At 44.2% G+C, this 22699-nt stretch carries 23 protein-coding genes; all 23 read left to right on the forward strand.

Translation table 11 applies throughout. The features are described from left to right. Nucleotides 1-106: 106 nt before the first annotated feature. Entirely contained in the window at nucleotides 107-448 is a 342-nt protein-coding gene (locus VGD82_RS02850) for a metalloregulator ArsR/SmtB family transcription factor (RefSeq protein ID WP_331018949.1), read from the forward strand. Continuing rightward, nucleotides 445-900: an ArsI/CadI family heavy metal resistance metalloenzyme gene (locus VGD82_RS02855; protein ID WP_331018950.1), complete on the forward strand. Its 456-nt coding sequence runs from the start codon at nucleotides 445-447 to the stop codon at nucleotides 898-900. Before VGD82_RS02850 ends, VGD82_RS02855 begins: the two co-directional genes overlap by 4 nt. Continuing rightward, nucleotides 900-1958, forward strand: a complete 1059-nt coding sequence (arsB, locus tag VGD82_RS02860; protein ID WP_331018951.1) for an ACR3 family arsenite efflux transporter — start codon at nucleotides 900-902, stop codon at nucleotides 1956-1958. Before VGD82_RS02855 ends, arsB begins: the two co-directional genes overlap by 1 nt. Before the next feature lie 37 nt (nucleotides 1959-1995). Continuing rightward, nucleotides 1996-2475, forward strand: coding sequence for an arsenate reductase ArsC (locus tag VGD82_RS02865; protein ID WP_331018952.1), 480 nt, complete (start codon nucleotides 1996-1998; stop codon nucleotides 2473-2475). Nucleotides 2476-2718: 243 nt separating this feature from the next. Then, complete coding sequence (locus tag VGD82_RS02870) at nucleotides 2719-3030, forward strand: pyrimidine/purine nucleoside phosphorylase (RefSeq protein WP_331018953.1); 312 nt, start codon at nucleotides 2719-2721, stop codon at nucleotides 3028-3030. Between the two features lie 88 nt (nucleotides 3031-3118). Continuing rightward, a complete protein-coding gene (locus tag VGD82_RS02875; RefSeq protein WP_331018954.1) occupies nucleotides 3119-3613 on the forward strand; it encodes a YajQ family cyclic di-GMP-binding protein in 495 nt (164 codons plus the stop codon). A 40-nt stretch (nucleotides 3614-3653) separates the two neighbouring features. After that, on the forward strand, nucleotides 3654-5066 hold the full coding sequence (gene leuC, locus VGD82_RS02880) for a 3-isopropylmalate dehydratase large subunit (RefSeq protein ID WP_331018955.1): 1413 nt from the start codon (nucleotides 3654-3656) through the stop codon (nucleotides 5064-5066). A gap of 20 nt (nucleotides 5067-5086) precedes the next feature. After that, nucleotides 5087-5206, forward strand: coding sequence for an entericidin A/B family lipoprotein (locus tag VGD82_RS02885; protein ID WP_331018956.1), 120 nt, complete (start codon nucleotides 5087-5089; stop codon nucleotides 5204-5206). Between the two features lie 118 nt (nucleotides 5207-5324). Then, nucleotides 5325-5963: a 3-isopropylmalate dehydratase small subunit gene (leuD, locus tag VGD82_RS02890; RefSeq protein WP_331018957.1), complete on the forward strand. Its 639-nt coding sequence runs from the start codon at nucleotides 5325-5327 to the stop codon at nucleotides 5961-5963. Between the two features lie 140 nt (nucleotides 5964-6103). Then, complete coding sequence (gene leuB, locus VGD82_RS02895) at nucleotides 6104-7159, forward strand: 3-isopropylmalate dehydrogenase (protein WP_331018958.1); 1056 nt, start codon at nucleotides 6104-6106, stop codon at nucleotides 7157-7159. Nucleotides 7160-7261: 102 nt separating this feature from the next. Continuing rightward, nucleotides 7262-8374 (forward strand): aspartate-semialdehyde dehydrogenase, encoded by a 1113-nt coding sequence (asd, locus tag VGD82_RS02900; protein WP_331018959.1) that lies wholly within the window; start codon nucleotides 7262-7264, stop codon nucleotides 8372-8374. 194 nt (nucleotides 8375-8568) lie between these two features. Then, on the forward strand, nucleotides 8569-11502 hold the full coding sequence (locus tag VGD82_RS02905) for a FimV/HubP family polar landmark protein (RefSeq protein WP_331018960.1): 2934 nt from the start codon (nucleotides 8569-8571) through the stop codon (nucleotides 11500-11502). Between the two features lie 137 nt (nucleotides 11503-11639). Then, entirely contained in the window at nucleotides 11640-12269 is a 630-nt protein-coding gene (locus tag VGD82_RS02910; protein ID WP_331018961.1) for a hypothetical protein, read from the forward strand. Continuing rightward, nucleotides 12266-13051: a tRNA pseudouridine(38-40) synthase TruA gene (truA, locus tag VGD82_RS02915; RefSeq protein WP_331018962.1), complete on the forward strand. Its 786-nt coding sequence runs from the start codon at nucleotides 12266-12268 to the stop codon at nucleotides 13049-13051. Before VGD82_RS02910 ends, truA begins: the two co-directional genes overlap by 4 nt. A 71-nt stretch (nucleotides 13052-13122) precedes the next feature. Next, nucleotides 13123-13743, forward strand: coding sequence for a phosphoribosylanthranilate isomerase (locus VGD82_RS02920; RefSeq protein WP_331018963.1), 621 nt, complete (start codon nucleotides 13123-13125; stop codon nucleotides 13741-13743). A 55-nt stretch (nucleotides 13744-13798) separates the two neighbouring features. Continuing rightward, nucleotides 13799-15001, forward strand: coding sequence for a tryptophan synthase subunit beta (gene trpB, locus VGD82_RS02925; protein ID WP_135277325.1), 1203 nt, complete (start codon nucleotides 13799-13801; stop codon nucleotides 14999-15001). A gap of 133 nt (nucleotides 15002-15134) precedes the next feature. After that, the gene (gene trpA, locus VGD82_RS02930) at nucleotides 15135-15935 is read left to right on the forward strand and encodes a tryptophan synthase subunit alpha (RefSeq protein ID WP_331018964.1); all 801 of its coding nucleotides are present in this window, start codon (nucleotides 15135-15137) and stop codon (nucleotides 15933-15935) included. Nucleotides 15936-15954: 19 nt separating this feature from the next. After that, on the forward strand, nucleotides 15955-16818 hold the full coding sequence (gene accD / locus VGD82_RS02935; RefSeq protein ID WP_135277321.1) for an acetyl-CoA carboxylase, carboxyltransferase subunit beta: 864 nt from the start codon (nucleotides 15955-15957) through the stop codon (nucleotides 16816-16818). A gap of 70 nt (nucleotides 16819-16888) precedes the next feature. Further along, nucleotides 16889-18265 carry a bifunctional tetrahydrofolate synthase/dihydrofolate synthase gene (gene folC, locus VGD82_RS02940; protein WP_331018965.1) on the forward strand — a complete coding sequence of 459 codons (1377 nt, stop codon included), beginning with the start codon at nucleotides 16889-16891 and terminating at the stop codon, nucleotides 18263-18265. Beyond that, entirely contained in the window at nucleotides 18265-19011 is a 747-nt protein-coding gene (locus VGD82_RS02945; protein ID WP_331018966.1) for an SPOR domain-containing protein, read from the forward strand. The genes folC and VGD82_RS02945 overlap by 1 nt, the downstream gene beginning before the upstream one ends. 51 nt (nucleotides 19012-19062) lie before the next feature. Continuing rightward, complete coding sequence (locus VGD82_RS02950) at nucleotides 19063-19554, forward strand: CvpA family protein (protein ID WP_331018967.1); 492 nt, start codon at nucleotides 19063-19065, stop codon at nucleotides 19552-19554. 29 nt (nucleotides 19555-19583) lie between these two features. After that, nucleotides 19584-21128, forward strand: coding sequence for an amidophosphoribosyltransferase (gene purF, locus VGD82_RS02955; RefSeq protein ID WP_331018968.1), 1545 nt, complete (start codon nucleotides 19584-19586; stop codon nucleotides 21126-21128). Nucleotides 21129-21367: 239 nt separating this feature from the next. Next, entirely contained in the window at nucleotides 21368-22558 is a 1191-nt protein-coding gene (locus VGD82_RS02960) for an O-succinylhomoserine sulfhydrylase (RefSeq protein WP_331019276.1), read from the forward strand. The last annotated feature ends 141 nt before the right edge of the window (nucleotides 22559-22699 follow it).

The raw sequence follows: 22699 nt of genomic DNA on the forward strand, positions 1-22699 counted from the left end.
CTGTTTATTTTGAGATTTACTAAATAGATTTATTTAAGCGGGATTTATCACAGTATTGTTTTAAAAATAATTGACATTATTTCTATATTTATGAAAATATAGAAATATGGATAATAAATTAGCAGTCACCCAGTTGGCATCTATCGCGCAAGAGGCGCGGTTGGATATTTTTAGGCTTTTAGTCCAGGCTGGAGCGGGCGGCTTGCCTGCAGGCGCAGTGGGGGAGCGGCTAAAAATTCCCGCAAGTACGCTATCTTTTCATTTAAAAGAGTTGAGTCGTGCAGGGCTTTTAAGCTCGCGTCAGCAGGGGCGTTATGTTTATTACATTGCTAATTATGATGCCATGAATGGGCTGCTGGCCTATTTAACGGAAAATTGTTGCGCAGGGCAGGCTTCGTGTTGCCTTGATGTGGCATGCGGTGTTGAAGAGAAGGAGTTGCAATCATGAAACGTATGCATTTACATGTGTCGGTAGAAGATCTGAATAAAAGTATCAGTTTTTATAATACTTTGTTTGGTGAAAAGCCGACGGTTATAAAGTCTGATTATGCCAAATGGATGTTAGAAGACCCTTTGGTAAATTTTGCGATAAGTCAGCGTGGTGCAAAGGTAGGTTTGGATCATGTCGGTATTCAAGTAGATGGCGAAGAGGTATTGTCTGAAATGAAGGCTAGGTTTGATTCGGCGGAATTAAGCGTACTAACGCAGGAGGGTGCCACTTGCTGTTACGCAAAATCCGATAAGCATTGGGTGCAAGATCCGTCCGGCATTGCTTGGGAAACTTATCACACGCTAGATAGTGCGCCTACTTTTAATGATGCGCATAGCCAGTCAGATTCAGCCTGTTGTGCCCCTGTTGCGCAACAGGTTCAATTTATATCACGCAGAAACAAATCATAATGATACAAGAGTCTAAAGTTTTAATCGCTAACCCCAAAATTGGCAGTTTTGAGCGTAATTTAACCTGGTGGGTGTTGGGGTGCATCATTGTTGGTATTGGTTTAGGGCAGCTTAGTCCAAAGCTGTTTCAAGCAGTAGGTGATGTAAAAGTGGCGGAAGTGAATTTGGTCGTTGCCGGCCTTATTTGGTTGATGATTATCCCTATGTTGCTTAAAGTGGATTTTTACGCAATGCGTGATGTATTGCAGCATAGCAAGGGTATTGGCGTCACCTTGTTTATTAATTGGGTGGTAAAGCCATTTTCAATGGCACTGCTGGCATGGGTGTTTATACGCCATTTGTTTGCAAGCTATCTGCCAATTGAGCAGTTGGATAGCTATATTGCAGGGTTGATATTGCTGGCAGCGGCACCATGTACTGCGATGGTGTTTGTATGGAGTAACTTGTGTGACGGTGAGCCAAAGTTTACTTTATCTCAAGTGGCGATTAATGATGTCATCATGTTGTTTGCGTTCGCACCTTTGGTTGCACTGTTGCTGGGGCTGTCTAGCATAAGCATCCCATGGGAAACCTTGTTCTTGTCTGTGCTGCTTTTTATTTTGGTGCCAGTTTTTGTTAGTCAGTTGATGCGTCAATATTTGCTAGCAAAGGGCCCTGCTACTTTAGCGTTGGTGCTTAAGCAATTGCATCCTATTTCATTAATTGCTTTGTTTGTTACTTTGGTGCTGTTGTTTGGCTTTCAGGGGCAGCAAATACTGAGTCAGCCGTTGGTCATTGCTTTGCTGGCGGTACCTATTATTATTCAAGTTTACTTTAACTCTATGCTTGCATACTGGCTAAATAAGAAGCTTAAAGTAGCGCATTGTGTAGCCGGGCCGTCTGCATTGATTGGGGCATCTAACTTTTTTGAGTTGGCGGTTGCTACTGCAATTGCGCTGTTTGGTTTTAACTCAGGCGCAGCACTTGCTACTGTGGTGGGGGTGCTGATTGAAGTGCCAGTCATGTTGTCTGTGGTGCGTATTGTTAATCGTAGCCGTCATTGGTATGAGGCTAACTAGGCTTTGTAATTTTGCTTGATAAGCTGGGAATCTTGAAATGAATGTGTTGTTTTTATGTACTGGTAATTCATGTCGCTCAATTCTGGGTGAAGCGACTTTTAATCATCTTGCGCCAGCCGGTTGGCATGCGATGAGTGCTGGTAGCAAGCCTGCAGGATATGTGCATCCACGTTCGCTTGCGCTGTTGGCGCGTGAAGGTATCTCGACAGCAGGATATTTTAGTAAGTCTTGGGAAGATTTGCCTGCTACACCCGATATTGTGATTACAGTGTGCGGTAGCGCTGCGGGTGAAGCGTGCCCCGCCTATTTGGGCGCAGTACTTCGTACGCACTGGGGGGTGGAAGACCCTGCACATGCAGTTGGTACAGACGAAGAAGTTGATGCTGCCTTTATAAAGGCTTACAGTATTTTACGTGCCCGCATCCAAGCTTTTTTTGCATTGCCACTAGATGCGCTCGAGCGGGATAAAGTAGCGCTTAAAGCTGAAATGGATAATATTGCTACCATCCTAGCTTAGGCGTTGTAAATTTCAAGGGCTAATAATTTACGTACAAGTGGCAGTGAACCTAAAGTTCCAGAACTTTATCCAATAGTCAGTGTTTGGGTGTGTCGGTAAAGCGCATCGTCAATAATTGCAGCTTGTTTTGCTTGGTGCTTAGCAAAGCGCTTACACGTAGTAAGCATTTGCGAGTCATTTATTGGTTTGGCAAGGCTTTTCTGCGATAATAGTGTTTTGATTTTTTTCTGAAAGCTAAAGCAAATGGCACAATTTGATAATGTCAGTGTTAAAAAGAAAGCTAACGTTTATTTTGATGGCAAGTGCGTTAGTCACACGGTCATGTTCCCAAATGGAACGCGCAGCACGATTGGTGTTATTTTCCCTAGCACACTTACATTTAACACGGCTGCTCCTGAATTGATGGAAATTAATGCCGGCGTGTGTAAAGTGCGCTTGCAAGGCGAAAGTGACTGGAAAACATACGGTGAAGGCGAGAAGTTCACTGTGCCAGGTAATTCATCATTTGATATCGAAACAGTGGAAACGTTAGACTACGTTTGCCACTTTGAGTAATTTAAATTGATTGTATGTGGCTATTAATAAGGGCTGCGTACAATTGATTAATCTTACTTTAGTTAGAAAATAATATTAGGGATAATGTATGCCTTCATTTGATATTTCTTCAGAAGTCGATATGGTCGCTTTGAAGAATGCGATTGATACCGCAGGTAAGCAAATTACCAATCGCTATGACTTTAAAGGTAGCTCAGCTAAGGTTGAGTTGAACGAAAAAGATAGCCTAATTACGCTGTTTGGCGACAATGACTTTCAGCTTGATCAGGTTAAAGACATTTTATTGCCAGCGATGGAAAAGAAAGAGCCTGACTCATCTAAACGTCTGGATCATAAAGATGTCCAAAAAGTATCGGGCAATAAAGTCAAGCAAGAGATGAAAATCCGCGCTGGTATTGATAGTGATTTGGCTAAGCGTATTACCAAGCTGATTAAAGACTCCGGTATGAAAGTGCAAGCGAGCATTCAGGGTGATACCGTGCGTGTGAATGGCGCCAAGCGAGATATCTTGCAAGATGCGATTGCATTTGTGAAAAAGAATGTGACGGACTTTCCGTTGCAGTTTGGTAATTTTAGGGATTAAGTAAGCGCATTATTTATTGTGTACTTAAAAGCAGAGAACTATGGCAAAAACGTTATACGACAAATTGTTTGATTCCCACGTTGTGACCGAGGAAAACGGCACGGCGCTCATTTATATTGACCGTCATTTGGTGCATGAAGTGACAAGTCCGCAAGCGTTTGAAGGCCTGCGTTTAGCTGGGCGTAAGCCTTGGCGCATTTCCTCTATCGTGGCAACTGCAGACCACAACACGCCAACCAATGGTTGGGATAAAGGTTTGTCTGGTATTGCAGACCCAGTAGCACGTTTGCAGATAGAAACTTTGAGCGACAACATTCGCGAATTTGGTGCAAAAGCTTACTTTCCGTTCATGGATTCTCGTCAGGGCATTGTGCACGTGGTTGGGCCTGAGCAAGGAGCTACTTTACCGGGCATGACTGTAGTATGTGGTGATTCTCATACCAGTACGCACGGTGCGTTTGGTGCATTGGCGCATGGTATTGGTACCTCTGAAGTTGAACATGTGATGGCGACACAATGTTTGGTACAGAAAAAATCTAAAACCATGCACGTGGTGGTGAATGGCACTCTAGGTAAGGGTGTAACCGCTAAAGATGTAGCGCTGGCTATCATTGGAAAAACTGGTACAGCGGGTGGCAATGGCTATGCGATTGAGTTTGCTGGGTCTGTGATTCGCAATATGAGCATGGAAGGTCGCATGACTTTGTGCAATATGGCGATTGAAGCCGGTGCACGTGCTGGTATGGTGGCTGTAGATGACACAACAATCAACTATGTAAAAGGTCGTCCATTTGCACCTAAAGCTGAGCAATGGGATGCTGCGGTGGCGTACTGGAACACTTTACACAGTGATGAAGGTGCGCAGTTTGATGCAACCGTTACTTTGAATGCAAAAGATATTCAGCCTCAAGTCACTTGGGGTACCTCACCGGAGATGGTGGTGGGTGTCGACGGTAAAGTGCCAAGTTTAGACTTAGCTAAAAATGATGTGCAACGCGGTGATTGGGAGCGTGCCTATGCTTACATGGGGTTAACACCTAACACGCCAATTAATGAAATTAGCATTGATAAAGTGTTTATTGGCTCTTGCACCAACTCCCGTATTGAAGATCTACGCGCAGCTGCGGCAATTGCTAAAGGCAAGCACATTGCACCTAATGTGAAACTGGCATTAGTTGTGCCTGGTTCTGGCTTGGTAAAAGCACAGGCTGAGCAAGAAGGCTTAGATAAGATTTTTACTGAAGCTGGTTTTGAGTGGCGTGAGCCAGGTTGTTCAATGTGTTTAGCGATGAATGCTGATCGTTTAGCACCAGGTGAGCGCTGCGCATCAACAAGCAATCGTAATTTTGAGGGGCGCCAAGGGCAGGGCGGTCGTACGCATTTGGTGAGTCCTGAAATGGCAGCGGCAGCAGCTGTTGCCGGCCATTTTGTTGACGTAAGAGATTTAAGTTAAATTTTTAAAGGGATATATAAATGAAAAAGTTCTTGTTTCTTGTCATGATTGCAGCCGTGTTGTCAGCTTGTAATACCGTAGCTGGTATTGGTAAAGATCTGGAAAAAGGCGGCGAAGCTATTCAGAAGTCAGCAAACTAAGCATTAGCAAACTAAGCGTCAGAAAATTAAGCAATACCTGGTTAACTATGGGTGCTGTTTTTGTAAATAGCACCTTAAATAGTTGGCCGGATTATTAACTAAAATTTAAGAAAATATCATGCAAGCTTTTACGCAATTGAATGGATTGGTAGCACCTTTAGACCGCGCTAATGTGGATACGGATGCGATTATTCCTAAGCAGTTTTTGAAATCGATCAAACGTAGCGGTTTTGGTCCAAACGCATTTGATGAATGGCGTTATTTAGACCAAGGCGAGCCAGGTATGGATAATAGCAAGCGTCCATTGAACCCTGATTTTGTGCTGAATCAAGCGCGCTTTCAGGGTGCTAGCGTGTTATTGACGCGTGAGAACTTTGGCTGTGGCTCTAGTCGAGAGCACGCACCGTGGGCGTTGGAAGACTACGGTTTTAAAGTCATTATCGCTTCAAGCTTTGCCGATATTTTCTTTAATAACTGCTTCAAAAATGGCATGTTACCCATTGTGTTAAGTGCAGAGATTATCGACGTGCTATTTAATCAGGTGGCCGCCAATCCAGGTTATAAGCTTGATGTGAATTTAGAAGCGCAAACCATTACAACGCCTAGCGGTGAATCATATGCGTTTGAAGTAGATGCTTTCCGTAAGCACTGCTTGTTAAACGGCCTGGATGATATTGGTTTAACCATGCAGCATCAGGATAAAATTAAAGCGTTTGAACTTAAGCATCAACAATCTCAACCTTGGCTTTTTAATTAAGGCGGGGTTAGTAGCTAGGATTGTTGGGTATAGAGATTGTTTGTAGCTAAAGTTGCAGTGTATGCAGCTACTTTAATTCAGCCCCAATCGGTTTAATTCAAATTTAGTATAGTTAACATTAAGTTTAAGAAAGTCTTTTCATGAAAATAGCAGTATTGCCAGGCGATGGTATTGGTCCAGAAATCGTTGCACAAGCCGTTAAGGTTTTAAAGGCGCTTGATTTAGATATCAGCATGACTGAAGCACCAATTGGTGGTGCCGGTTACGAAGCGGCTGGTGATCCATTGCCTGATGCAACACTAAAATTAGCTAAAGAGGCTGATGCGGTGTTGTTAGGTGCTGTTGGTGATTGGAAATACGACAAATTGGAGCGTCATTTGCGTCCAGAGCGCGGTTTGTTGCGTATCCGTAAAGAGCTGAATTTATTCGCAAACCTGCGCCCAGCTTTGCTGTATCCGGAGTTGGCAGGAGCCTCTACTTTGAAACCGGAAGTGGTTTCTGGTTTGGACTTAATGATTATTCGTGAACTGACAGGGGATATTTATTTCGGTCAACCACGTGGTATCAGTACCTTAGAAAATGGCGAGCGCGAGGGCATTAACACCATGCGTTATAACGAATCAGAGATTCGTCGCATTGGTCGTGTGGCGTTTGATATCGCGATGAAACGCAACAAAAAGGTCTGTTCTGTAGATAAAGCTAACGTGCTGGAAACGACAGAGTTATGGCGTCAGGTGATGATTGAATTGTCAGCAGAGTATCCTGAAGTTGAATTAAGCCATATGTACGTAGATAACGCAGCGATGCAATTGATTCGCGCACCTAAACAGTTTGACGTGATGGTTACCGGTAACATTTTTGGCGACATCCTATCAGACGAAGCTTCTATGCTTACAGGTTCTATCGGTATGTTGCCGTCTGCCTCTTTAGATGAAAATAACAAAGGTATGTACGAACCTAGCCACGGTTCAGCACCTGATATCGCAGGCAAAGATATTGCCAACCCATTGGCGACGATACTTTCAGTTGCAATGATGCTGCGCTACACGTTTAACGATGAGGCAAATGCGCAACGCGTAGAAAATGCAGTGAAAAAAGCACTGGCACAAGGTTACAGAACTGCTGATATTTGGACTGAAGGTTCAAATAAAGTGGGCTGTAATGCAATGGGTGATGCGGTGGTTGCAGCGCTTTAATCTGCAGGTTTAGTCGGCTTAGCGTTCGCAGTAATTAGGGTTTATTATTTGATAACCTGCTGATTTTTCAGCAACAGTTAATTATTAAAAGTGGAAAATAAAATGCTTAAAGTAGGTTTTGTAGGCTGGCGTGGCATGGTTGGGTCTGTTTTGATGCAACGCATGTTAGAAGAAAATGACTTTGCACTCATTGAGCCGCAATTTTTCACAACCTCACAAGTGGGTGGCAAAGGCCCGAATGTAGGTAAAGACACGCCAGCATTGCTGGACGCTAAAGACATTAACGCGCTAAAGGCAATGGATGCAATCGTGTCTTGCCAAGGCGGCGACTACACCACTGAAGTGTTTCCGCAGCTACGTGCAGCTGGCTGGAATGGCCACTGGATTGATGCGGCATCTACACTACGTATGGAAAAAGATGCGGTAATCGTGCTGGATCCAGTCAATATGAATGTTATCCAAGACGCTTATGCACAAGGTACTAAAAACTGGGTGGGCGGTAACTGTACAGTTTCATTGATGCTGATGGCGCTAAATGGCTTATTTAAAGCAGATTTAGTCGAGTGGGCAACTTCTATGACGTATCAAGCCGCTTCTGGTGCTGGTGCGCAGAATATGCGTGAGCTGCTGAATCAAATGGGTGAAGCGCACCGTGTAGCTAGTGGCTTTTTAAAAGACCCAGCTTCTGCCATTTTAGATATCGATAGAGAAGTTGCCGGTACATTGCGTGATGAACGTTTCCCTACTGCACAGTTCGGCGTGCCTTTAGCTGGTAGTTTAATCCCTTGGATTGATAAAGACTTGGGCAATGGTCAAAGTAAAGAAGAGTGGAAAGGTGGCGTAGAGACTAATAAGATTCTAGGTCGCGAAGCTAACCCGGTGCTGATTGATGGTTTGTGTGTGCGTATTGGTGCAATGCGTTGCCATAGCCAAGCGCTAACCATTAAGCTTAAAAAAGACGTGCCATTGGATGAAATCAGCCAAATGTTGGCAGAGGCTAATCAGTGGGCAAAAGTGATTCCTAACGAGCGTGAAGTAAGCATTCGCGAGCTGACGCCAGCGGCGGTAACTGGTACGCTAACCACCCCAGTGGGTAGATTGCGCAAGCTGAATATGGGTAATGATTATCTATCAGCGTTTACCGTAGGTGATCAGTTGCTATGGGGTGCTGCTGAACCATTGCGTCGTATGTTGCGGATTTTAATAGAAAAATAAATCAATCCATTGCAAATCTGGATTGTAAAAATACCTGACGAAATATCGTTGCCAGATTGTGGCTAAATATAATGTGCATTATGAGCTTGCATACCTAACTATTTGATGTTATTTTCATATTGCAAATATTTAGTACGTTTAAAGGTAGCGATGTGCGTAAATCAAAAATAAAGCAAATTTCGTTAGCGGTCTGCATGGCGTTTATGCCAATCGTTGGCTACACAGCAGGCTTGGGGAAGCTAAATGTTAATTCAGGTCTGGGTGAACCATTAAAAGCAGAGGTTGAGCTTTTATCAGTTACACCAGAAGAACTTTCTACCTTGACTGCTGCTATCGCCTCAGAAGAAGCTTATAACGTGCAGGGGATTACGCGTTTAGGCATCCACAGCAATATCAGAGTTGATGTGGCGAAAAGTGACCTTGGCGCACCAATTTTAAGAATTCGCTCCAACACGCCCATCAATGACCCCTATCTAGATATGTTGATCCAAGTGGACTGGGCTTCAGGCCGGTTGTTACGAGAGTACACAGTTTTACTTGATCCACCTGAATACAAGCAGGCAACAAATGCCGCTTCTGATTTCGCACCAGTGGTTAAGCCTAATGCTGGCAGCGTGTCCAGAGATACAACTACAACAAAGCCCGTAGCAAGCAGTGCTAAAAAATCACAAAAGAGAAATGCCAGTGCAGCCAAGCCGGAAGAAGTTAGCCCAAAAGAGGCTGGCGTTGGCGAGTTAACCACCAAACGTGGCGATACCTTGGCTGCGATAGCGCAGAAAATGCAGGTTGAAGGCGTCAGCCTGGATCAAATGCTGGTAGGCTTGTTTGAAAATAATAAGTCTGCCTTTGCTAATGCCAATATGAACCAGCTTAAAGTTGGACAAATCATTAAAGCGCCTTCTGTTGAAACGCTCACGGCGATAGACACAAAACAAGCGAAGCAAGCCTTAAAAGTACATGCTTCTAACTGGAACGCGTACCGTAACTCTCTTGCTGGTAATGTGAAAACTGCAGCAGCCTCAGAAGAGAGCGAGCCAAAACAATCAGCATCAGGCAAAATTGCTTCAGCAGAAGATAAATCCGCAGCTGTTAAGCCAGGTGTGCAAGATGTGGTCAAGCTTTCAGCCGGCGATAAAAACGCTGTGAATAGCCAAAAAGCAGGTGCTGCTGAAGCTGAAGCAAAAGTAGCGGCTTTACAGGAAGAGGCTATTGCACGTGAGAACGCACTAAAAGAGTCATTATCCCGAGCTGCTGCATTAGAAAAACAAATTGAAGATATGCAAAAGTTGTTGGCGCTGAAAAATCAGACCATGACTGAATTGCAGAAAAATGCAGAAGCTGCACCAGCTCCAGTTGAGGCGAAGCCTGTTGCAAAAGTTGAACCTGCAAAACAACCGCCAGCTAAACCTGCAATTAAAGCACCACCACCTGTAGTGAACCCTGCACCAGAGCCATCTTTCTTTGAAAGTCTGATTGATGGGCTTGATATTAAGTTATTAGGCGGAACATCTGCTTTGGTGGTGTTGGGTGCTGGCTGGTTATTTTTGCGTAACAAACGTAGAAGAGAGTTGGATAGTTTTGAACGCGGCATTCTGACTTCTGGTGGTTTGCGTGCCAATACTGTATTTGGTAACACTACAGGCAATTCAAGCACTTCTGACACTTCTTTTCTCACTGACTTCGCACAAAGTGCTGATGGCAGCATGATTGATACGAATGATGTTGACCCAATTGCCGAGGCTGAAGTCTATATGGCTTATGGCCGCGATGCGCAGGCTGAAGAAATTCTCAAAGACGCTATTGTTAAAGAGCCTAAACGTTATGAGCTACATCTGAAACTGTTGGAAATGTATGCAGGCCGTAACGATGTTTCTGCGTTTGAGGCGGTGGCTGGTGAGTTATATACCACATTGGGTGCAGATGATCCGACCTGGGCAAAAATCGCTGAAATGGGTGGTAAGCTAGAGCCAGATAATCCACTTTACCAACTTACTGGTGTTATTGCGCCAGCTGTTGCAGTTGCAGGCGCTACTGCAGCGAGCGCTGCTGTGATTTCCGCTTCGCTAAGTGATAACGCTTCGGCAGAGAGTGAGTTGTTCTCATCGCAAGATGTTGGTTTGGACTTCTCTTTAGATGATGCATCCGACACTGTAGCTGAAGTTAAAGCCGATGCGCCTTTAGCTGAAACTTTCACATCTAGCATGCTTGATAGTGAGCTGAGCCCGAACTCTGCTGTAATGGAAAGCTTTGCTTCGGTGCAAGAGACTGACAATAGCCTTGAATTTGATTTAGGTGTTGCTGAGCCCGAGTCGGTCGAAGTGGCGGAGCCTAGTCTTGCTGAGGAGTTTGTTGTTGCGGATGAAAGTGATGCGGCAGCTAGTCCTGATGACAATATTTTAGAGTTTACGATGAGTTCAGATGAGAGCCCTGCATTGACTATTGCAGAGCCAGTAAATGCTGAGCTGGAAGCTTCATCAGCCGATACATCTTCTTTTGAAGTGCCATCATTCTTAGATACAGCACCTAATATTGAGTTTTCAAACGACGTTGTATCCAATGATGATTTAACGTTACCAACTGCGCCAAGTGTGGCTGATAATGCTGGTTTCGATTTTGCAATCGAGGAGCCTGTTGCTATTGAGATACCTGATACGCCGATGGATGTCTCATTTAACACTTCATTAGATTTAGATAAAGCTGGCGATGTTGATTTCAGCAATCTATTGCAAGCTGAGAGTTCAACAGTCAATGGCGCTAGTCCTGAGTCTTTGGTTGAAGATATCAGCTTTGATTTCTCATTAGATAACGAATTAGACACAGCTATAGCAGTCGATACGAAAGAACCATCAGAAGAGCTTGCGTCAAATGATTTCGATTTCTCAGCCATTAGTTTAGATTTAGGTGATGATGCGCAACTGCTGACCGAAAATGCAGATGATAATTTGACGTTAACAGCGCTGGCATCTGGGGCGTCTGAGAATCAAGATGTTGATATTAAGTTGGATTTAGTTGCAGCTTATATTGATATGGACGATAAAGAGGGCGCACGTGAGTTGTTGGAAGAGGTATTAAAAGAGGGTGGACCTCAGCAAAAACTGCGTGCTGAGCAGTTGTTGGCTGGCTTGTAATTGTCGTTTGAACAAAAAGGCCGAGCATTTGCTCGGCCTTTTTGTTCGTTGAAGCCACTTGTATTAGTCATAGCAGGGGTATTTTTGAGTTGATATTAACTGCTGGAAATTCAGGCTTGAACTGATATTTATTGAATATGCATCCCTTCGTTAAGTTATTGTTGTTCTTTTTTCTACTATTGGTAGCTGGTGCGATAGGTGCTTTGCAATTAATAGCGCTCTTGTTTGTAGTTTGTGCATTGGCACTTAAGCTGCAATGTAAAGGCTTTTTGACTACGCTGCAACGTATGCGCTGGTTTTTTCTCTCAATTTTTCTGATTTATGCTTTGGGCACACCGGGAGAGTTGGTTCCGCAATTTCCGTTAAGTGTCGCCCCAAGCTATGAGGGCTTGCAACTGGGTTTGTTGCAAATTTCAAGATTGACGATTGCGTTGGCTACACTCACTGTAATGCTTGCCACCTCATCCAAGGCTGAGTTAATGATAGCCTTGCACGTGCTGTTAAAACCGCTATGCTATTTTGGTCTTGATGTTGAGCGATTCTCAGTGCGTTTGTTGCTAACGCTTAATTATGTGGATGAGTTTGCAAGTAACCCTAAAGCCAGTTTTAGTTTTCATCATATTGATGATATTCGCCGTGAGTTAGAGGCAATTCCTACTCAGGATGTTGTGGTTTTAGAGCAAAGGCCGTTTAATTTGGCAGATAAAATTGCTATGGTGCTGATGTTATTTATTTTGATGGTAATGATTGCAATGAGGTTTGTGTGAAAATAGCCTTGGGAGTATCTTATGATGGCTCACCGTTTTGTGGTTGGCAGAGCCAGCCGTCCGCTTGTGGGGTGCAGGATGCGCTAGAATCTGCGCTGCAAAATGTCGCCCAGCATACTGTGAGGGTTCATGCTGCTGGTAGAACAGATACCGGTGTGCACGGTCTGGGTCAAGTGGTGCATTTTGAAACTGATGCCAAGCGCCCATTATCCGCTTGGGTTAGAGGCGTTAATGCACACCTGCCTGTAACCGTGCGTGTGGAGTGGGCGCATGCAGTAGATGATGACTTTCATGCCAGATTTTCTGCTTTTAGCAGGAGTTACCAATACTTGCTGTACAACGCACCAGTAGCATCTGCGCTTATGGCCAATAAAGCTGGCTGGTTCCATCTGCCCTTAGATTATGCGGCAATGGCTGAAGCGGCTAATTATCTGGTAGGTGAGCATGACTTTACTGCTTTTCGTGCCTCAGAGTGTCAGGCTAAAACTGCTGTCAGGCACTTATCCCAAGCTGAGGTGGTCATATCAGGGCAGTATTTTTTGTTTAATTTCTCAGCCAATGCTTTTTTGCAGCATCAGGTGCGTAATATGGTGGGTGCTTTAATTTATATTGGTAAGGGCAAGTATCCGCCAGCTTACATGCAAGAGCTATTGCAAAATAAAGATCGCACTTTATCGCCGCCTACATTTTCGCCTAATGGCTTGTATTTAACTGATGTTGGCTATGATGCCAAATGGGGGCTACCAAAAAATATGCAGCCTGGTTTGAAATTGTTGGTTTAGCGTTACAATGCTGTACGTCTATTTTATGCTGAAATAAAGCGCAGAAGCTTTTAGTCAAGCAATTCAAGGATATGGTTTTGAGAGTCAGAGTGAAAATCTGTGGTATTACCAGAATGGAAGATGCTTTAGCTGCGGTGGCACAGGGGGCTGACGCCATTGGCTTGGTTTTTTATGCACCTAGTCCTCGTGCGGTCTCCATAGAGCAGGCCGCTGCTATTGCAAGGCAAATGCCTGCTTTTGTAAGTGTAGTGGGTTTGTTTGTAAATGCTGAAGAGGGTTTTGTTAAAGAAGTAACCTCACAGGTGCAGCTAGATCTGCTTCAATTTCACGGTGATGAAACGCCAGAACAGTGCGCGCAGTATGACTTACCTTTTATCAAGGCAGTTCGCGTTAAGTCAGACACAAATTTGGTACAATGTGCGAAAGATTATTCTGCATCTAGAGCATTGTTGTTAGACACCTATACCGAAGGTGTGGCTGGCGGAACTGGCCATGTGTTTGATTGGGGTTTAATCCCGCCTAATTTAAATAAGCCGGTTATATTAGCAGGCGGCTTAACCGCAGAAAATGTGGCTTTAGCAATTGCACAAGTCAAACCTTATGCGGTTGATGTTAGCGGTGGTGTAGAAGCATCTAAAGGAATTAAAGATGCAGCAAAAATTGCTGCATTTATGCAACAAGTCTATTTGTAATTTAAACCTATTTTTAATTTAGATAGAACGCAGTAAGTTTAAGTGGAGATTGAATATGCAGCTTTATGATATGCCGGATGCACGTGGGCATTTTGGTCAGTTCGGTGGTACTTTTGTCGCAGAAACTTTAGTGGAAGCGCTTGAAGAGTTGCGTGTGATGTACGAGAAATATCGTCATGATCCTGAGTTTTTAGCTGAGTATGCATATGATTTAAAACATTTTGTAGGTCGTCCAAGCCCGATTTATCATGCAAAGCGTTTGTCTGACCAAATCGGCGGCGCGCAAATTTACTTAAAGCGTGAAGATTTAAACCATACTGGTGCGCACAAGATTAATAATACGATTGGTCAGGCGCTGTTAGCTAAACGCATGGGCAAACCCAGAGTTATTGCGGAAACTGGCGCAGGCCAGCATGGTGTTGCTACGGCAACTATCGCTGCGCGCTTGGGCTTGGAGTGCGTGGTGTATATGGGAAGCGAAGACGTTAAACGTCAAGCACCAAACGTATTCAGAATGAAGTTATTAGGCGCTACCGTTGTGCCTGTTGAAAGCGGCTCTAAAACGCTTAAAGATGCGCTGAATGAGGCGATGCGTGATTGGGTGACTAACGTACACAATACTTTTTATATTATCGGCACTGTGGCTGGGCCGCATCCATATCCAATGATGGTACGTGACTTCCAGGCCGTGATTGGTGTAGAAGCTAAAGAGCAAATGCTGGAAATGGCAGGCCGTCAGCCTGATGCTGTGGTTGCCTGTGTGGGCGGTGGTTCAAATGCCATGGGTATTTTCTACCCGTATATTGATGTGCCTAATGTAAGACTAATTGGTGTTGAAGCAGCAGGACACGGTATTGAGACCGGCATGCATGCTGCGCCACTTACTGCCAATAGCCCGGTAGGTGTTTTGCACGGTAATCGTACTTACTTGATGCAGGATGCTGACGGTCAGATTATCGAAACTCACTCTATTTCTGCTGGTTTGGATTACCCTGGTGTTGGCCCTGAGCATGCTTGGTTAAAAGACATTAAGCGTGCAGAGTATGTGGCGATTACGGATGATGAAGCAATGGCGGCATTCCATAATCTATGCCGTACTGAAGGTATTATTCCTGCATTGGAGTCTAGCCACGCGCTAGCCTATGGGCAAAAGCTGGCTAAAACCATGGATAAAGATCAGATTGTTTTAGTGAACTTGTCTGGCCGTGGTGATAAGGATATTAATACCGTTGCTAAGCTGGCAAATATTACTTTATAAATATAACGTTAAGATCACGGGTTTTAGTAAGTATTTTGCTATAGATCGCACATGCTGGGCTATATTGCAATTTATCCAGCACTCACTGAGCCCTGACTTAAGATTAACTAACTAGTACAACATTAAGCTCAATATGTCACGAATTCAAACAACTTTTGCTACATTGAAACAGCAAGGTAAAACTGCCTTGATCCCTTACATTACTGCAGGAGACCCGCACCCTAAGCACACTGTTAATTTAATGCACACTTTAGTTAAAAATGGTGCAGATATGATTGAGTTGGGTGTGCCTTTTTCAGACCCGATGGCGGATGGCCCTGTGATTCAGCGTGCGAGTGAACGTGCCTTAGTGCATAAAGTTGGTTTGACTGCTGTGTTAGATATGGTGAAAGAGTTTCGCCAAACAAACCAAACAACACCGATTATTTTGATGGGATATGCGAACCCAATTGAAGCGATTGGAGCTACTGTATTTGCTGATAGAGCTAAGGCTGCGGATGTGGATGGTGTAATCACTGTAGATTATCCACCTGAAGAGTGCGGTGATTTTGTTAAAGAGTTACGCACACGCGATATCGATCCTGTTTTTCTATTGTCGCCAACAACCGAGCCAAAACGTGTGGAGTTAATCGTTAACCAGGCGAGTGGGTTTGTTTATTATGTGTCACTTAAAGGTGTTACCGGCGCCGCAAATTTAGATATTGTAGAAGTTTCAGCACGTGTAGCCTCTATTCGCGAACAAACTAAACTGCCAGTTGGTGTCGGTTTTGGTATTCGTGACGCAGCTACCGCTAAAGCCACTGCCGCCATTGCTGATGCAGTTGTTGTAGGTAGTCGCATGGTGCTGGAGATTGAAGCTTCTAACGATGATAATTTGTTAGGCAATGTTGCTGCATTGATGCAAGAGTTAAAAGCCGCAGTTGATGCTGCGTAATTGTTAAAAGGAATATGCAATGGGTTGGTTAAATAAATTACCGCAAAAGATTCAACGAGTAGTTGGTGCTGATAAGAAAACAGTCCCAGAGGGGCTTTGGAGCAAGTGCTCATCTTGCCAGTCTGTACTCTACCGTAAAGATTTAGAAGACAATGCAGAGGTTTGCCCTAAGTGTGGCTATCACAACCGTATTGGTGCTCGCGCACGTTTAGCACAGTTGCTAGACGCTGAGGGGCAGTTTGAAATTGGTGCCAATGTGCAGCCAATTGACCCATTAAAGTTTAAAGACAGCAAAAGCTACGCTGAGCGTATCAAAGAATCACAAAAGTCTGTCAATGAAAAAGACGCATTAATTGTGATGCAGGGCAGTATTAAGTCTGTGCCAGCTGTCGTTGCGGTTTTTGAGTTTAAGTTCATGGGTGGCTCAATGGGTTCTGTCGTTGGCGAACGCTTCGCACGTGGCGTACAAACTGCAATTGATAACAAAATGGCATTTATCTGTATTTCTGCCAGCGGTGGTGCGCGTATGCAAGAAGGTTTGTTGTCGCTAATGCAAATGGCTAAGACCAGCGCCGCATTGACACAATTAAGTAAAGCCGGTTTGCCATATATCTCTGTATTAACCGACCCAACAATGGGTGGTGTTTCTGCCAGTTTTGCTATGTTAGGTGACGTGATTGTGGCTGAGCCACAGGCACTGATTGGTTTTGCTGGTCCGCGTGTGATTGAGCAGACTGTGCGTGAAACATTGCCGGACGGTTTCCAGCGTGCCGAGTTCTTGCTCGAGCATGGAGCAATCGATTTGATTATTGATCGCCGTGAAATGCGCAATCGATTAGCTTCGCTTTTGGCTAATTTGATGCGTTTGCCAGCAGTAGCTTAGTATTTGATTCTTCTATATATTTAGAGCTTAATTTTTCGGGGCTGACTTTAAATGCATAAAGGCTTTTTGCATGTCTAATGGCTTTTTACAGGCGGCATCACCCAAAGATTTATCAGCTTGGCTAAAGTATATTGAGCAATTACACCCTAGTGCCATCGAAATGGGCCTAGGGCGTATTAAGAAAGTTGCTGATAGATTAGCGCTAAAGCCAACATTCAAGATTATCACTGTAGCTGGTACTAATGGTAAGGGGTCAACATGCACTATGTTGTCTCAAATTTACCAGCATGCAGGATATCGTGTAGGTTGCTATACATCTCCGCATATCCTACGTTATAACGAACGCGTCCAGGTCAATGGCCAAGAGGTGAATGATGCGGCTTTATGTGCTGCATTTGCCGCTGTGGAGGCTGCAAGACAGGGTTCAACAGAGCAGGGTGGCGCGATATCACTCACCTATTTTGAAATTGGAACGCTCGCTGCTGTGTGGCATTTTGTGCAGGCAGGTATTGATGTTGCAGTGCTAGAAATTGGGCTGGGCGGCAGGCTGGATGCGGTCAATGCTTTTGAGCCAGATTGCACAGTAGTGACTAATGTAGATTTAGATCATCAAGATCTTTTGGGTGATACGCGTGAGCTGATTGGCTATGAAAAGGCCGGTGTTTATCGCCCGTTAATCCCTGCTATTTGCGGTGATATTAATCCTCCCAGTACTTTAATCGCCTATGCGAAAGACGTGAATGCTGATTTTAAGTATATACAGCATGAGTTTGGATACGAGTTGGCTGATTCTGGCTGGTATTATTTAAGCAATCAGCAGCGCGTGTATCATTTACCTCTCCCGGCCTTAAAAGGCAAATATCAGTTAAATAATGCAGCATGTGCAGTAGCAGCGGTTACAACGTTGCAATCGGTATTGCCGGTTACAGTAGAATCTATTGTAAAAGCCATGCAAGAGATTAAACTGATGGGGAGATTCTATACAGATGCACGCTTTCCATGGTTGATATTAGATGTTGCGCACAACCCGCATGCGGCAGTAGCTTTAGCAGAAAACTTAAAAGCACTTAAATCAACAGCCAGTAATAATACGGGCGAGCCGATCAATATACTTTCCGTATTCTCTATGCTGGCTGATAAAGATGTAAAAGGTGTGATTGAAGCGTTAAAGCATGAAATTGATACTTGGTATGTGGCTCCGATAGAGCACGTCAGGGGAGCTAGTGTTGCTGCATTAGTAGAAGCAATTAAAGCGGTTATCCCAGATGCATCGGTCAAAATTTTTGCTAGTTTGGCTGATGCGTATGCTCAATCTTATCTGGATAGAGAAAGCTGTATAGAACAGCGTGGAAATGATAAAATCGTGGCGTTCGGTTCGTTTTTCACGGTTTCTAGTGTCATGCAATATTTAAACGAACATGTAAACACCCCCTTAAGGAAGCAGTGATGTCCGTAGATTTACAAGTGGATCAAGCGTTAATACTTAAAAAGAGAGCGCGTAGGCGCTTAGTGGGTGCGGTTGCACTCGTGCTGTTGATGATTATCATCTTGCCGCAGATACTTCAAGACCGTTCTGCGCTTACCAAGCCTGAGCCTATCAAAATTACAATGCCTGAAGTTAAGCATGAGCAAACTTCTGAGCCAAATGAACCTCAAGTACCCGTTCAACCAGTGATTAATCAATCAGTAACTGAGCCGCAAAATGCGGCAGAAACTGAGCTGATTGATACACCTAATGTAGAAAATATTGCCGCGATAAAAGAGGCGGAAGCAAAAGAGCTTGAGCGTAGAAAATCTTTAGCCAAAGCTGCTGAGATTAAACCTGAGCCTGTGGCAGCGGTTAAACCTGAGATTAAGAAACCAGAGCCATTAAAAGTTGCGAAGCCTGTGGAAAAAGTAGCGGCTGAAACTAATATGGTTTCGCCTAAAGCTGTTGAAGAGAAATCAGCACCTAAATCAACATCTAATTTTACTGTACAGGTTGGTGTGTACTCAGATGCTGCGAATGTGAAGCGCTTGCAAGAGCAGCTTAAACAGGCTGGATTTGCAACCACAACCGAGAAGGCGACAACGCCCAAAGGGGAGGCGCTTCGTCTTAAAGCGGGTAAATTTACATCTCGTCAGGACGCGATGAACGCATTAGTAAAGATTAAAGAGATCGGGCTGTCTGGCATCGTTATCAGTAATGATTAATCTGACGCAGCGTTCCCTAAGTAACAACAATGTGTTTGGTAGAGACTTGAAATGACGATTTTTGACTACATTGTATTAATCATAATAGGCTTATCAGTAATATTAAGTGTCATGCGTGGCATGATTAGAGAAGTACTCGCAATTGTTGGCTTGGTCGCAGCATTTTATGTTGGTGTTACTTACACCAACCAATTGCTTCCGATGATGCCTGTGGATATTCCTAACGATGCGCTGCGAGTGCTAGCAGCCTTTTTAGTACTGTTCTTGGCAACTCTGCTTCTTGCTACATTGCTTGGTATTGCGTTATCTGCAATTTTTAAAAAAGCCGGTTTAGGCTGGTTGAATCGGTTTTTAGGGGCTTTGTTCGGTATAGCCCGAGGATTACTCATTGTATGTGTCATTGTCTTTCTGGCCGGGTTGACGGATATCCCTAAAGACTCAAGATGGCGCAATGCAATGTTTAGCGCACCCATAGAGGCGCTGGTAGTTAACTTGTTGCCTTGGATGCCGGAGAGCATCGCGAAGCACGTTAAATACGACTAGAATTATTATTTATATAGAAGGCTCGACACATGTGTGGAATTTTAGGGATTGTTGGTAAGAACCCGGTTAACCAGTTGCTATATGATGGGTTACTGGTGCTTCAGCATAGAGGGCAAGATGCCGCAGGCATTGTGACCTGTGATGGTAATACTTTCTTTATGCATAAAAATAACGGGCTAGTCAAAGACGTGTTTCAAACTCGTCATATGCGCAGCCTAGTTGGTAATGCTGGTATTGCTCATGTACGTTACCCAACAGCTGGTTCATCTAATGCTGCTGAAGCTCAGCCATTTTATGTTAACTCTCCATTCGGTATTGTGCTGGGTCATAACGGCAACCTTACTAATTCTGAACAGTTGAAATCTGAGATGTTCCGTCAGGATTTACGTCATATCAATACTAGCTCTGACTCTGAAGTATTGCTTAATGTACTTGCACATGAAATTGAAAAAACATCACGTAATGCAGTATTAAATACTGATATGGCGTTTGATGCAGTTGCTGGCGTACATAAGCGCTGTAAAGGTGCATATGCAGTAGTGGCGATGATTGCTAACTTCGGTTTACTTGCATTCCGTGACCCTAATGGTATTCGTCCGTTAGTCATTGGTAAGAGTGAAACAGATAAAGGTACTGAGTACATCGTAGCATCTGAAAGCGTGGCTTTGGATGTGTTGGGCTTTGAGGTTGTGCGTGACGTAGAGCCTGGTGAAGCTGTATTTATTGATATGGAAGGTAACTTCTATTCACGCCAATGTTCTGATGAAGCGAAGTTAAACCCTTGTATTTTTGAGTATGTATATTTGGCGCGCCCAGATTCAGTGATTGATGGCGTGTCTGTGTATCAAACTCGTTTAGATATGGGTAAAAGCCTGGCTGAAAAAATCAAGCGTGAATGGGCAGACAAAAAGATTGATGTGGTGATTCCAATTCCTGATACCAGTCGTCCTAGTGCATTGCAGGTTGGTTTGGCATTAGGGTTAGACTACCGCGAAGGCTTTATTAAAAATCGTTATATTGGTCGTACATTTATTATGCCAGGCCAAGCCTTACGTAAAAAATCAGTGCGTCAGAAACTCAACCCAATTGGCATTGAGTTTAAAGGCAAGAATGTATTGCTGGTAGATGACTCTATCGTACGTGGCACAACCTCACAACAAATTGTGCAGATGGCACGTGATGCTGGCGCAACCAAAGTGTACTTTGCTTCAGCAGCGCCTCCTGTACGTTTCCCTAACGTGTATGGTATTGATATGCCTAGTCGTGATGAGTTGTTAGCCACAGGTCGTAGCGATGAAGAGATCTGTAAAGAAATTGGTGCAGATGCGCTAATTTACCAAGATCTTGACGCTTTAGTGGATGATATCAAGCTAAGTAATCCTAAAATCAAAGATTTTGATTGTTCGTGCTTTGATGGTAAGTATGTCACTGGTGATATCAGTGAGGCGTATTTGTCAAGAATTGAATCTGCGCGTGGCGATGGCCAGAAAAACGCTAAACCAGCCAATTCAAGCACACAGTTAGATTTAAATTTAATCAACGCAAACGGTATTGAAGTAGAGGAAGGCGTTTAATCTAGGCCATCTGACATGTATCGTTACCCAAGTTTAAGCTTGACTGTGCTTAAACTTAGGGCTAACATGAAATTGCGCTGATTTGAGTTTGCCAACATTAATCAAGGCCACACTCAGCTTGCGGGCGCATTATAAACACAGCTAAAGCGAGTAAAAAAAGAACCCGTTTTAGCGCAATGCTTAAACGGGTTTTTTTATATCCCGAGAACTTAGCGGTAATCAAGAACTTAGAGGTAATGATGAATAATAATTTACAATTTCACCCAGAAACACTTAGCGTGCGTGCCGGTAGCGAATCAACTCCTTATGGAGAAAATTCCGAGGCTTTGTTCCTGAACTCTAGCTTCAGGTTTGAAAGCGCGGCACAAGCTGCTGCCAGATTTGGCGGCACTGAACCCGGTAACATTTATTCGCGCTTCACTAATCCTACCGTTACTATGTTCCAAAATAAGCTGGCTGCCTTGGAAGGTGCGGAGCAGTGCGTAGCAACTTCTAGCGGTATGTCTGCGATTTTGGCGTGCGTCATGGGTTTGTGTTCTGCTGGTGATCATGTTGTGGCTTCGCGCAGCATCTTTGGTACTAGCGTTCAGTTGTTTGGCAATATCCTAAAACGCTGGGGGCTGGATGTTACTTTTGTTTCACTGACTGAAGCCAGCGAATGGGAGGCTGCAGCAACGGCAAAAACCAAACTTTTTTTTGTGGAAACGCCTTCTAACCCATTAACTGAGGTGTGCGATATTCGCTTGTTGGCTGACATTGCACATAAAGCAGGGGCACATCTAGTGGTGGATAATTGTTTTTGCACCCCGGCAATTCAGCGCCCGCTAGCATTGGGCGCTGATATCGTGATTCACTCTGCGACCAAATATATTGACGGGCAGGGTAGGTGCTTAGGTGGTGCGGTATTAGGCCCTAAAACGTTGATGGAGCCTGTGTATGCGTTCTTGCGTACAGCTGGAGTGACCATGAGTGCGTTTAATGCATGGGTGTTTTTAAAAGGTTTGGAAACATTGCATGTACGTATGGAAGCGCATGCCAAAAATGCTTTGGCATTGGCTACATGGCTAGAGGCACAGCCACAGGTGAGTCGTGTACATTACCCTGGGTTAAAATCACATCCGCAGCATGCGTTAGCCATGAGCCAGCAGTTGAGCGGTGCGGGTATTGTGACCTTTGAGGTGAAGCCACGTGCGGGCAAAACTGCACAAGAGTCGGCATGGGCATTAATTGACTCTACGCAATTGATATCAATTACCGCGAACTTGGGAGATGCAAAAAGTACGATTACGCACCCAGCCACCACTACGCATAGCCGTGTAACGCCTGAAGCTCGCGCTACTGCAGGCATTAGTGATGGTCTGGTACGTATTGCAGTGGGCTTAGAGCATATTGAGGATTTAAAAGCAGATTTGGCGCTATTAACAAGCTAAATGCTTGCCTGTTTGATGTAGGTCATTAGCTGCAATGTTTGATTGAGGTAAAAAGACAACCCTAGAGTTGTCTTTTTTTATTAGCATTCTGCCCATTACGATTTTATTGAGTGATGCGCAGTTTTGATTTGTGGTCAAAAG

Source organism: Methylotenera sp. (assembly GCF_036401095.1).
GTDB lineage: Bacteria > Pseudomonadota > Gammaproteobacteria > Burkholderiales > Methylophilaceae > Methylotenera.

What these genes read in the sequence shown, in the direction of transcription:
- VGD82_RS02850 (WP_331018949.1), top strand. Translation starts at nt 107, where the DNA reads ATGGATAATAAATTAGCAGTCACCCAGTTGGCATCTATCGCGCAAGAG.
- VGD82_RS02855 (WP_331018950.1), top strand. Translation starts at nt 445, where the DNA reads ATGAAACGTATGCATTTACATGTGTCGGTAGAAGATCTGAATAAAAGT.
- arsB (WP_331018951.1), top strand. Translation starts at nt 900, where the DNA reads ATGATACAAGAGTCTAAAGTTTTAATCGCTAACCCCAAAATTGGCAGT.
- VGD82_RS02865 (WP_331018952.1), top strand. Translation starts at nt 1,996, where the DNA reads ATGAATGTGTTGTTTTTATGTACTGGTAATTCATGTCGCTCAATTCTG.
- VGD82_RS02870 (WP_331018953.1), top strand. Translation starts at nt 2,719, where the DNA reads ATGGCACAATTTGATAATGTCAGTGTTAAAAAGAAAGCTAACGTTTAT.
- VGD82_RS02875 (WP_331018954.1), top strand. Translation starts at nt 3,119, where the DNA reads ATGCCTTCATTTGATATTTCTTCAGAAGTCGATATGGTCGCTTTGAAG.
- leuC (WP_331018955.1), top strand. Translation starts at nt 3,654, where the DNA reads ATGGCAAAAACGTTATACGACAAATTGTTTGATTCCCACGTTGTGACC.
- VGD82_RS02885 (WP_331018956.1), top strand. Translation starts at nt 5,087, where the DNA reads ATGAAAAAGTTCTTGTTTCTTGTCATGATTGCAGCCGTGTTGTCAGCT.
- leuD (WP_331018957.1), top strand. Translation starts at nt 5,325, where the DNA reads ATGCAAGCTTTTACGCAATTGAATGGATTGGTAGCACCTTTAGACCGC.
- leuB (WP_331018958.1), top strand. Translation starts at nt 6,104, where the DNA reads ATGAAAATAGCAGTATTGCCAGGCGATGGTATTGGTCCAGAAATCGTT.
- asd (WP_331018959.1), top strand. Translation starts at nt 7,262, where the DNA reads ATGCTTAAAGTAGGTTTTGTAGGCTGGCGTGGCATGGTTGGGTCTGTT.
- VGD82_RS02905 (WP_331018960.1), top strand. Translation starts at nt 8,569, where the DNA reads ATGGCGTTTATGCCAATCGTTGGCTACACAGCAGGCTTGGGGAAGCTA.
- VGD82_RS02910 (WP_331018961.1), top strand. Translation starts at nt 11,640, where the DNA reads ATGCATCCCTTCGTTAAGTTATTGTTGTTCTTTTTTCTACTATTGGTA.
- VGD82_RS02920 (WP_331018963.1), top strand. Translation starts at nt 13,123, where the DNA reads ATGGTTTTGAGAGTCAGAGTGAAAATCTGTGGTATTACCAGAATGGAA.
- trpB (WP_135277325.1), top strand. Translation starts at nt 13,799, where the DNA reads ATGCAGCTTTATGATATGCCGGATGCACGTGGGCATTTTGGTCAGTTC.
- trpA (WP_331018964.1), top strand. Translation starts at nt 15,135, where the DNA reads ATGTCACGAATTCAAACAACTTTTGCTACATTGAAACAGCAAGGTAAA.
- accD (WP_135277321.1), top strand. Translation starts at nt 15,955, where the DNA reads ATGGGTTGGTTAAATAAATTACCGCAAAAGATTCAACGAGTAGTTGGT.
- folC (WP_331018965.1), top strand. Translation starts at nt 16,889, where the DNA reads ATGTCTAATGGCTTTTTACAGGCGGCATCACCCAAAGATTTATCAGCT.
- VGD82_RS02945 (WP_331018966.1), top strand. Translation starts at nt 18,265, where the DNA reads ATGTCCGTAGATTTACAAGTGGATCAAGCGTTAATACTTAAAAAGAGA.
- VGD82_RS02950 (WP_331018967.1), top strand. Translation starts at nt 19,063, where the DNA reads ATGACGATTTTTGACTACATTGTATTAATCATAATAGGCTTATCAGTA.
- purF (WP_331018968.1), top strand. Translation starts at nt 19,584, where the DNA reads ATGTGTGGAATTTTAGGGATTGTTGGTAAGAACCCGGTTAACCAGTTG.
- VGD82_RS02960 (WP_331019276.1), top strand. Translation starts at nt 21,368, where the DNA reads ATGAATAATAATTTACAATTTCACCCAGAAACACTTAGCGTGCGTGCC.